At 50.7% G+C, this 12,145-nt stretch carries 2 protein-coding genes; one reads left to right on the plus strand and one right to left on the minus strand.

Features of this window, described 5'->3' with window-relative positions:
* Positions 1-38 precede the first annotated feature (38 nt).
* On the minus strand, positions 39-11,114 hold the full coding sequence (locus tag ACQW03_RS13975) for a beta strand repeat-containing protein (protein WP_441950219.1): 11,076 nt from the start codon (positions 11,112-11,114) through the stop codon (positions 39-41).
* A gap of 432 nt (positions 11,115-11,546) precedes the next feature.
* On the opposite strand from ACQW03_RS13975, the gene hpf reads away from it, so the two are divergent.
* Entirely contained in the window at positions 11,547-12,107 is a 561-nt protein-coding gene (gene hpf / locus ACQW03_RS13980) for a ribosome hibernation-promoting factor, HPF/YfiA family (RefSeq protein WP_023990642.1), read from the plus strand.
* Positions 12,108-12,145 lie beyond the last annotated feature (38 nt).

Consider the following 12,145-nt stretch of genomic DNA (forward strand, 5'->3'; position numbering starts at 1 on the left):
CCTTACCCGATGGTAAGGAGCTCGACACAATAGAACTTTTACTCTAGAGAACCATCAAAGTCAGCCATCTCCACAAAAATGGTATTGGAAGAGGCAGATTGTTTCTCTATGCTTCCGTTTGGATAGCGGAATTGATAGCGCAGGATGACCTGGGCGATCAGATACGCGCGGAGCGCAGATTCGATGTCGAAAGAAAAGACGATGACGGCTTTGTGGTCTGGGTCAAGCCGACCTAACGGAATACCTTGGAGCAGGTTAGGATGCGGAAGCGGCACAGAATTCACGGTGACGGTTCTCAGTACAAGGAAATCTTCGGCTGCGAATGGTGCAGTGAGCAAGAGCTCTTCCAGCGGAGTATTGCCGATGTTTTCCACATGGACGGTGAAGGACAGGGTATCTTCTTGCCCGACACGCAGAGCGCTGGAGCTAAGTGTAAGTTTAGGGATGGCTGCAATAACGGTCACGCCGACGGTGTTGGTTTGGGTTGTTTCCTGGATGGTCTCTCCTCCACTACGACGTGAGGTATATTCGATGGTGGCTTGGTTGCTGAATGTTCCCTCTGCTGGTGCTTCACGAATTTGCGCCTGGAGCGTAAGGGTGAGCGTCTCTCCTGGTGCAATATCCGGGAGCGTGATACCTGCAGCGGGATTAGCGCCTGGCTGTGCTTTTTCTTGGATAGTAAGGCTGTTGGGTACATAAATGAGTCCATGCGGCAACGGGTCTGTGAACAGCGGATACTGCGCTGGGATTCCTCCTTTGTTTGTAATCTGTATGGTGAAGGTGAGTGTGTCACCTATAGAGGCATCCGTGGTATTCACCTTTTTAACTAATTCGAGCAGTGGGAATACAACTGGGATGGTAACGGTATTCGTAGTCACTGTCCCTGATACGACTCTTCCTCCAGGTAACGTAAACGAGTAGGCAAAGGCAGCTTGATTTACGATGTAGCCAGATGGAGGCGTCTCCGATACGGTTACTTGATAAGTCAGTGTCAATGACTGTCCAGGTTCCACAGACCCCAGGCTAACACCAACAGCAGGATCGGCTCCCGACAGTGATTGACCGTTCAACTGTATGCTGTCAGGAATCAATAGAGTCCCGGCAGGAATGAAATTTTGCAGTGTAACTTCGGATGTTACGTTGCCAAAGTTGTTGAGCAGTACCGTATAAGTAAGGCTTTCTCCTGCGATGGCCTCCGTATTTTCCGTAGAGATACTTGCGGCAAGCTGTGGATCGAAAACGGCTACAGTCACGGTGTTGCTGGTGACATCGCTCGCACCGTCACTGCCAGCATATTGAAGCCGTACACTATTGTTTAGACGTCCTCCGAGAGGCAGAGACTGAACGTTCACGCTGTAGGATACATCAATTGTCTGTCCCGCCTGTAAGCTGCCGATAAATAATGGTTCACCTGGCTTGCTAGAAGCAGGTGGAGAACCGTTAATTTTCAAGCTGTCCGGGTTTATGATGGTTCCAATCGGTACGTAATCGGCTAACACTACATCAGTAATGACTGAGCCTCCATCGTTAAAAAGGGTCAGCTGATAAGGCACAGCATCGCCTAATGCGACAGTAGATACTGTTGTGCGTAGCACAGCTGACAAGGCTCCTTTAGCAGTAGGGGCTACTTTAACCGAGACAGAAGGTGAAGCAGTTACCAGATTCGTGCTTCGTCCGTCCGGCAGCTGGTAGGAGTAAGCTAGCGCAGCTTGATTCACCAGTGTGCCAGACTCGGAGGCACGAACGACAAGCGCGGAGAAGACGGTAGTCGTTTTTTCTCCTGGTGCGATGCTACCTAGGGCAATGCCTTGCCCTGGACTGACCCCATATTGAGGGATTCCATTAACCGAAACAGAGCCAGCAACAAAAGAAAGCTCCGATGGCAATGAGTCCGTCAACAAGCTAAAGGCACCGATATTTCCCGTATTTTCTGCGACGATGGAATAGGTGATGCTTTGGCCTGGCTGTACGCTCTCCGTGCTGGCTATTTTCGTCAGTTTCACCACAGGCTGAAGTAAGGCAATGGTGACAGCGTTGGACAAAACGGCACTCGCTTCTTCACCATTTGAGAGTAACAAGCGCGCCTGATTCGTACGTGGTCCTGGCTGTTCTGTCGCTGTGATACGGACATCAAAGGATATGACAGTCTTGGTATTCGCTTCTAACGGTGGCAAAGATATGCCAGTGCCGGGATCGCTTTCTGCCACCGTAGATCCATTAATCTGAACTGAGCCTGTAATAAACTCGATGTCCTCTGGCAGAGTATCCAGCAAACGGGCATCTTGCACGGTATTCGTATCCTCGTTGAGGATCACGAGTTCATACGTCAAGGTATCGCCAGTAGTGGCGAAAGGTGAGCTTACGCTTTTACTTAATGTGATGTCTAGCGGTGACACGGCAACCTCAACAATGTTGGATAAATGGAAACCGCCCGCCTCTCGCCCATCTGGTGCATTAAAGCGATAGCCTACCTCAGCCTGATCCACCAGCAGTACGGTTACAGGGATGGAAGATACCAGCACTTGGAAAGTGACGGTTGCCGATTGTCCTGGTGGTATGGCGGGAGTCGGGATGCCGGGAACTGGGCTTGCACCGGGAGCAGCAATACCGTTAATCGAGACTGTGTTCGGAAGGAATACAGAGCCGTCCGGAATATTGTCACTTACAGTAGTCGAGGCTGCAATGTTACCCGTGTTGGATACGACAATCGTGTAAGTGATGATGTCTCCGATTGTGGCATTATTGGTACTGCTTGTTTTGACTGCTGTCAGGATCGGCTGGAAGACTGGAATGGTTACTACATTAGATGTTGAGCTGCCAGTAAATACTCCGCTGGTAAAGCTAACGGATGCCTGATTAGTTAATTGTGCTGGTGTTGGCAAGAAGTCGACTCGAACCTGGAACGTAACGGTAGTAACAGCTCCTGGAGCGAGCGTACCGATGGCAATACCAAAGCCAGGGTTTCCATCAGGGAAGGAAGTGCCGTTTATGGTAACACTGCCATTCACAAAGGAGCTTCCCGCCGCAATCATATCTGAAACCACTATATTATTGGCTGTACTGATCCCATTGTTGGAGACGGCCAGTGTGTAGGTGATGATATCGCCAATAATGGCGTCGGTAGCCGCCGTTCCTTTGACAATGCTAACGTCTGGTGAGGATACAGAGATACTAACTGAATTGGATACCGCAGATCCGGATACAGTTCTGCCATCTGGTGTTTGGAAAGTGAATGAGCCTGATGCCTGATCGACCAGTACCTGTGGATTAGGCAGTGTATTGATAATGGTTTGGAACGTTACGGATACCGTTCCGCCTGGCAACACGGATCCAACTGGAACGCCAGTTTCGATGGACAACCCAGGTTGCGGACTGCCAGCAATGCTGACACTGTTGGCAAGGAAAGTCGATCCGGCCGGGATGTTATCGCTGATGGTAAGCGCTGCTGCAATATTGCCGCTATTCATGGCTGTAATCGTGTAGGTCAGTGTATCGCCGACGGAGGCGTTAAGAGTGCTGGATGCTTTAGTAATTGCAATTAACGGTTGGAACACAGGTACGATGAGTGGATCGGAAAAGGCAGTGCCAGTGAACGTTCCGCTAGTAAACGTGACGGCTGCAATATCTGTGAGCAGTGGTGGCTGCGGCAAAGACTGGACAGTTGTCTGGAAACTGACGACGAATGTATTTCCAGGTGCGACGTTTCCGATGGCAATTCCAGCAACCGGAGAGGCATTAGGGAAGGCTACTCCGTCGATTAGGACACTGCCCGGAACGAAGGAGGTACCTGCAGGAATTGTATCGGTTACAACAGTATCTGTGACTGAATCCACGCCACTATTCGTGATGCTCAGTGTATATCTGATCGTATCTCCGACTACAGCGGCTGCCAGGCTGGATGTTTTAATCACCTGAATATTAGGTGCAGATACAGCAATGTTGACTGTATTCGATGTGACAGAACCGCTCAGTACTCTACCGTCAGGTGGTGAGTAGGTAAAGTCCGCTTGCCCTTGGTCGGTCAATATAGGCGGAGTTGGCAGAGACGAGACGATGGTTTGGAAACTCACTGTAATACTGCCTGAAGGGGCCAGTGATCCGAGCGTTATGCCTGTAACTGGCGAAGCCCCCGGGACAAGGATGCCGTTAACGACTACGCTGTTAGGCAGTAGTTCAGAACCTGCGGGGATGTTATCCGACAGCACAGGTATAACGGCAATATTTCCGGTATTAGTTAGCGTCAGGGTATAGACCAATGTTGATCCGATCTGTGTGTTAACGGTATTGACGGTTTTAGTCAGGCCGATGATCGGCTGATAAACGGGCAAGGTAACCGGATCGGATTGCGAAGACGAGGTCAACGCGCCTGAAGTAAAGCTGACGGTCGCTTGATTGGTTATTTGCGGCGGTTGCGGCAGACTAACGACGGAGACCTGGAATGTAACTGCTGCCGAACCACCTACAGCAATGGTGCCCACAGGGATACCGGAGCTTGGCGACGCAGCAGGTACCGAAGTTCCATTCACGGTTACGCTACCCGGAACAAAGCTGGTGCCAGGCGGCAGTTGATCAGATACAACGGCATTGACGACTTGACTGATTCCGTTATTCGTAGCAATCACAGTATACGTAATGGTATCTCCGACTACGGCATCTGTAGCGGAGGCTGTTTTGATAACGTCCACGTCTGGTGAAGAGACCGAGACGGTCACGGACGGAGATACTGCACTTCCAGTCAGGACACGACCATCTGGAGGTTGATAGCTGTAAGCTGCAGTCGCCTGATTGACCAATGTACCTGATGCGGGCAGTGAGGTAATGACTGCCTGAAAGGTCAGAGTGACGGTCGTAGCTGCACCTATGATACCTAATGGAATCCCAACACTTGGATCTGAGCCAGGTGCGGCGGTGCCATTGATCACTACACTATTAGGGATAAAGGCAGCCCCTGCCGGGATGGGATCACTAAGGACGGTATCTGCACCGATGTTTCCAGAGTTTGTAACGGAGAATGTATAGGTTACCGTATCTCCAACCGTAGCTCTTCCCGTTCCCGCGCTTTTAGTTACAGTGACAATCGGTTGATACACAGGGATGGTAACGGGAGTGGAGACCGAAAATCCATTAAAGGCACCTGAAGTAAAGCTGACGGTCGCTTCATTGGTAATGGACGCTGGTGACGGCAGTGATTGTACGTTAAGCAAAAAGCGAATGGTCGCACCGCCACCAGCTCCAAGCGTTCCGACAGGAATGCCGTTTTGTGGGTTGGCTGTAATAGCAGGAGTACCATTGATGGTAACGCTGCCCGGGACAAAGGCGGTTCCAGAAGGAATGGTATCCGTGACGATAACGCTAGTAACAGGATCGAGTCCGTTATTGAACGCAGTTATGACATATGGAACAGAATCACCCACGACAGCGTCAGCGACATCAGCCGCCTTCGTGACTGTTACATTCGGTGAAGAGATCGGGATGGATACAGGCTGTGCTGATCCGCTTCCGCTCAACGTTCGTCCGTCTGGTAGTTGGAACGTATAGTTCACATTAGCCTGGTTGGTCAGTATAGAGCCAGGCGGTACAGATATGACCACGGCGCTGAACGTGACAGTTACCGTAGTACCAGGTGCAACTGAACCGATATTAATTCCCGAAATCGGGTCCGCTCCGGGAATAGGCGCTCCATTGACCAGTACGCTATTTTGATTCAGGCTAAGCGAGCTGGACAACAGATCAAGCACGACCGTTTGTGCAGGCGCGTTGCCGGTATTGGTTACAGTAATGAAAAAACCAAGTGTATTCCCTACGGTAGCACGATCCGCACTGAGGGTATTGGTCACATTCAAAATCGGCTGCAATACAGGCAGGCTGACCGTATTAGAGGCGGATTGACCTGCGAAAGCCCCCGAGTTAAAGGAGACAGTCGCCTGATCTGTTGACAAACCTGATGCCGGCAAGGATGTTACCGTGGCCTGGAAGGTGACCGTTACCGAGCTGGCAGCAGGGATAGAGCCGACAGAAACGCCTGTAGCGATGTTGGCTCCCGGTATAGTGACACCATTGACTTGTACGGAGTTAGGTACAAAGGTAGTGCCGTCAGCAATCGGGTCGATAAAGACCGTTCCTGTTACAGGTTCAATGCCATTGTTCGCTGCGGTAATGGTGTACGTAATGGTATCTCCAAAGGCGACGGAGGTTTGGTTGACCGTTTTGGTTACGGTGACATTCGGATTGGATACGGGAATGAACACCGGATTCGATTGTGTGTTTCCATTTAATATGCGGCCGTCAGGTGGCTGGAAGGTGAATGTGGCCGAACCTTGATTTAATAGACCCAGCCCAGCAGGGACAGCGTTAATGACCACTTGAAAGGTAAGGGCGATAGAAGCCCCCGCTGCAATGTTTCCGACCAATACCCCCGACTGGGGATTGGCTCCAGCAACAGGCAGACCGTTTACGGTGACACTATTCGGTATAAAGGAGGACCCGGATGGAATGGCATCGGTGAATGTGGCGGTCGCTGCTAGATTACCTGTATTTTGGGCGGTGAGTGTATAGACTACGGTGTCGCCTACGGTTGCTTGACTCGTATTTGCGGTTTTAACAAGACTGATAATAGGCTGGTATACAGGCACGACAATCGTGTTGGAGAGTGATGTGAAGTTCAGTGTGCCGCTGGTAAAAGAAACGGAAGCCTGATCGCTCAGTTGCGGCGGCTGAGGCAGGCTGTTGACCAATACGGAAAAAGTGACAGTTGTTGACGCTCCAGCAGCGATGGAGCCGATTGGAATCCCCGTTAAGGGGCTGGCTGACGGCAATGTCGTTCCATTTACAATAACCGAACCAGGAACAAAAGTGGAGCCCGACGGGATCGTATCGTTTACCCGAACATCCGTCACGGTTTCGATGCCACTATTGGTAGCTGTAATGGTATAGGTTATCGTATCACCGGGAACTGCGTCAGTGGCCGAAGCGCTTTTGGTAACCAGCACATTCGGTGACGATACAGGAATTGTGACAATATTGGACGAAGCATTGCCGTTAACAATCCGGCCATCCGGCGGTTGAAAGGAAAAGCTGATATTCGCCTGGTCGGTGAGTTGGGGAGGTAAAGGCACGGAAGTAATCACCACCTGAAAAGTTGTTTGAGTTACGGCTCCAGGTGCAATGGAGCCAATAGACAGACCTGTTGCTGGACTGGCGCCCGGAACAGGAGTACCGTTAACGACCACACTGTTCGGCACAAGTGCCGAGCCTGTAGGGACATTGTCTGTCAAGGTTGCAGCAGCAGCAATGTTACCATTGTTGGTTACCGCCACGGAATACGTTACGATATCGCCAACCGTTGCCTGTATGGGATCTACAGTTTTACTGACAGTTAGCACTGGGGCATTGACGGCTACCGTCACCGGGTTAGATACTGATACGCCTGTAAAAGCACCGCTGGTGTAGCTGGCACGCGATTGATTGGTGAGCTGCGGCGGACTTGGTAATGGAGAGGATACTGTTACCCTGAAAGTGATTGTAGCTCCCCCTCCAGCGGCAATGCTCCCAATTACGATACCTAAAGAAGGATCTCCACTGGCTATTGTGGAGCCATTCAGCGTTACGCTACCGGCAGTGAATTGAGAGCCAGCCGGGATAGGATCGGAAACGACCACATTGCTCACGGTCTGAATTCCGTTGTTGAGTACGGTCAGGGTGTATAACACCGAATCACCCGGAATGGCGGTGGAACGGTCTGCAGTCTTCGAAATGGACACATTCGGCGCTGACACAGGAATGGATAACACGTTGGACGATGTGCTATCTGTTCGCACTCGCCCATCGGGCAACGTAAAGGAAATGGCGGCGGTGGCCTGGTCTGTCAGTTGGGATGGTGTTGGAAGAGAAGCCACTACAGTTTGGAATGTCAGTGTGATAGGGCTTTGCGGCGACACGGTTCCGATGAAAATACCTGCTGCTGGACTGGCTCCGGGCTGACTAACGCCATTGATTACCACGCTGTTCTCCATAAACGTGGACCCGGCAGGAATAGCATCTGTCAGCGTTACAGAAGCATTATAGTTGCCGCTGTTCGTGACCAGCAAAGTGTACAGAATCGTGTCGCCTATCGTAGCTGCTGTTGTATTTGCAGATTTGGTCACACTGATGCGAGGCTGATAAACCGGCACAGAGACGGTATTTGTCTGGGATGTTCCGGTAAAAGCACCGCTGGTGAAGCTGACACTGGCTGTGTTTTGCAGCGGCTGCACGGATGGAACGGCATTGACCAGCACAGCATAGGACACCTGCACGGATGCGCCTGCGCCAATGGTGCCGACTGGAATGCCACTTCTTGGGTCGGCTGTGCTCACAGGTGAACCACCGACGGTTACGCTTCCGGGTACAAATGACACGCTGCCGGGGAGTGGATCGGTAATCACGGTGTTTGTGATGGGGTCAATTCCGTTATTAACGGCGTTCACACTGTAGGTTAGCGTTTCGCCAACACTAACGGATGTGAACCCCGCAGACTTGGTTACTGCTACGTTGGGAAGCGAAATCGATACGGAAACAATATTGGAGAGAAGCGAGCCCGACAGGGTTCTTCCGTCTTGCAACTGATATGAATATTGGAGTAGGCCCTGATCGTTTAATCCACCCCCAGGTGGTAGCGAATCCACTGTCGTCCGGAACGAGACTGTAATTTGTGCACCAGGGTTGACGGTGCCTACTGAAATTCCCGTATTAGGATTGGCACCTGTCACTGAGGACCCGCCGACAATGACGCTTCCGGGAATAAAGGTGGAGCCTGTCGGTACAGTTTCCGTCAAGGTCGTGTTTAATACGGCAGTTCCGGTATTAGCGATGAGAAATGAATAAGTAATCGTCCCGCCAACGCTGGCACGGTTGGAGCTGGCGCTTTTGGTAATCGTCGGCGCTGCAATAACGATAGGTATGGTTACAAGATTGGACAAAGATGATCCGGTAAAGGCTCCGGAAGTGAAGCTGACAGTTGCACGATTGTTGATCTGTGCAGGAGAAGGCAGAGAATTAATGGCTGCCCGAAATACAACCGTAACCGATGCGCCTGGAGCTAAAATGCCGATCGGAATACCGTTCACAGGTGTAGAAGTCGCAGAAGCAGTTCCGTTCACGGTGACGCTGCCAGGTACAAAGGCAACTCCGCTTGGCAGCGGATCGGTAATGATTACATTGGTCACATTGGCGATTCCGTTGTTTGTGGCGGTTATGGTAAATTGAACAGTCTCTCCGACCGCGGCTGCCGCCAGGGAAGAGGCTTTTGTCACGGTCACATTTGGTGAGGATACGGGAATGGTGAGCGTGTTGGACGTCCCGCTTCCGTTCAATACACGTCCGTCAGGCGGTGTGAAGGTATACGTGTAAGCCGCCTGATCGGTCAAATTACCAGAGGCGGGAACCGCGTTGACGAGGGTCTGGAAGGTCACAGGTATAGTAGCACCTGTATTAATCGTTCCTACTGAAAAACCAGTAGCGGGATTGGCAGCAGGCACGGAAGAACCACCAATGGTCACACTGCCCGGTATAAAGGATGATCCGGCGGGAATGCTCTCCGAAAAGCTGAGATTTGCAGCAATGCTGCCCGTGTTGGATATCTGAAACGTGTACGTAATCGTATCTCCAACTGTAGCAGCCGTTGTATTGGCACTTTTAACAATCCCAATAACAGGTTGGTAGATTGGTGTACTGGCAGTGTTGGACGGAACGTTGCCAGAAATGACAGGTCCTCCCGGTACGGTTTGGAAGGAAAAGGATGCCGATGCTTGGTTGCCTAGCTGGGTGTTTGCTGGCAATGAAGTGACGGTTGCACGGAATGTAATGGTCACCGTGGAAGCAGGAGCAACACTACCCACTGTGATACCTGTAGCGGGATTGGCTGTTGGCTGGGCTGTGCCCGAGACAACAACACTGCCGGGTACGAAGGTAGCCCCGGCTGGTATGGTATCGGTAAGTACTGTGTTGGAAGCACTGACGAGCCCCGTATTCGAAATGTTAACCGTATAGGTCACTGTATCGCCAATAACCAAGCCTGTAGAGCTGGCAGTTTTGGTCAGGGTCACCAGCGGAGCATTGATATCAATTTGAATGGCATTGGCATTTACAGTGTAAATGTCGCCATTTGTTGTCAGCTGGAGGACACCTGTGGTTTGGCTGTTGAGCAGCGTGGAGGAAATATCGACATTGGTAATGTCCCAACCTTGCCGTCCGCCCGTCACCTGTGTGCCAGGTGCCCCATTCACGGCATTAGTTGTACCGAAGGTCCCGGTCGTGACCAATGTACCGTCGTCTCCGTTTATTTGGGAAGCGAAAAAATTAGTCGAAAAATTATTGGGCCCAGACAGCGCAGTCAAACTGGATGTGGTAGGTCCAAACAACGCACGGTCACCCGTAATGTCAACATCACCCTCTTGCGCGCTAATCAGCGCCCTACCGCGCAAAGTCCCCTGTACGGGCGTGGCAAAGCCGCTCACCACCACATTGACCGAGCCTGTAGCGGTACTGACCCCTTCACCACCAACACGTAGCGACAGGTTGCGGAAGGGCAGAGACGGGTTATTGTACACCACAGCCAGCGTCCATCCGGCATGGTTGGTGTTGGTGGAATCGGGAACCGTGATGGTGCCCGTCACATTTCCGACCGTGTATGCCCCTGCACCGCCTTGAATGACCAGATTTGTGACATTCGCTGTTCTCACATAGGTACTGAGACTGGTGACGTTGACTGATGTTGCCGATTCAGGGCTGACTGTAGTAGATAAAGCAGGTGTCTGAAATGTGACCGGGTTGCTGGCGCTGGACAATACATTGGTACTGCCGTTGGCATAACTTCCTCCCCAAATAAGCTCAGCATACAGCACCGTACTGCCCGCAGGGAGCACAAGGAATGCTGTCGATGAGTTACTGGTAAAGGTAGAAGTCGTGCCAAATGGATACGTACCGAAGCGAGAGGCTGTATTAGTTGTGATGAACGCGCCAATGCTGGTCGCTGTTCCCGGCACTCCTACCGAATTAGAGCGTGCCAGCCCAAGTGTATTCCCTATAAAGGTGACAGCCCCCGTCTGGTTCGTTACGTAACGCTGAATAAAAGCCATGGATTAGCTTCCTACTTTCCATCTCTTCCAAATCCGTTATCTTAGGATCTCCGTATAGGAAGAGCCAGCTAGGCTGGGTGTAATAATCCTTTCGTATAAATTGCCTGCGTTATAACCAGGCCTTGCATACCGCACAAGCCCATGTACCTAATCCAGCGGGAAAAGGTCACCCCCTTTTTCGATAAAATCGCTTAGCATGAAGCCCAAAATAGTTGTTTGGCATGACTTCAGCGGGGCAATATCTATATGCAGTCATTATTCACATATGTATGCAAGTCAATTTTAAACATACCTGTTTTCAAAGAATGACGTTATAGGAAGCGTTTTAGCGAAAAAAGAAGAAATTTGTAAAATAGCTTCGAAATGTTGGTCTCTTTTTTTACTTGGCGTTAACATATGTGCTATACTGAAGGAGCAAAGGAGGCGTGCCCTATGAACTTAACAGTACGAGGTCAACAGATCGAGGTTACCGACGCTTTGAAGGACTACGTTGATAAGAAATTCAGCAGACTTGAAAAGTATTTCGATGCACCCCCGACGTCTGATGGAAGTGTAACGTTAAGCACAACCAGAGATTTGCACACTGTAGAAGTAACCATTCCTTTGCCGGGGCTTGTACTCCGTGCCGAAGACGAGAGCGATGACATGTATTCATCCATTGATGCCGTGGTAGACAAGCTTGAACGGCAAATTCGCAAGCACAAAACCAAGCTAAACCGTAAATTCCGTCAGGAAGGCAGCTTGAAAACCCTTTTTGTGGAAGATCCAGCAGGTGGCGTGGCTGTTGCTGAAGATGAGGATGTAGAACTGGATGAGCTGGAAGTTGTCCGCACCAAGCGTTTCTTATTGAAACCTATGGATGTGGAAGAAGCTATTCTTCAAATGAACATGGTTGGACATAATTTCTTTGTGTTTTCCAATATTGACAACGAAGAAGTTAACGTAGTTTACAAGCGCAATGATGGTAAATACGGTCTGATCGAACGGGAATAGCCTGTGAAGTAGGAACTTTTCACATTTTAAAATGAATA

Origin of the sequence: Paenibacillus sp. DRB1-1 (assembly GCF_052119485.1) — a bacterium.
Lineage (GTDB): Bacteria > Bacillota > Bacilli > Paenibacillales > Paenibacillaceae > Paenibacillus > Paenibacillus polymyxa_B.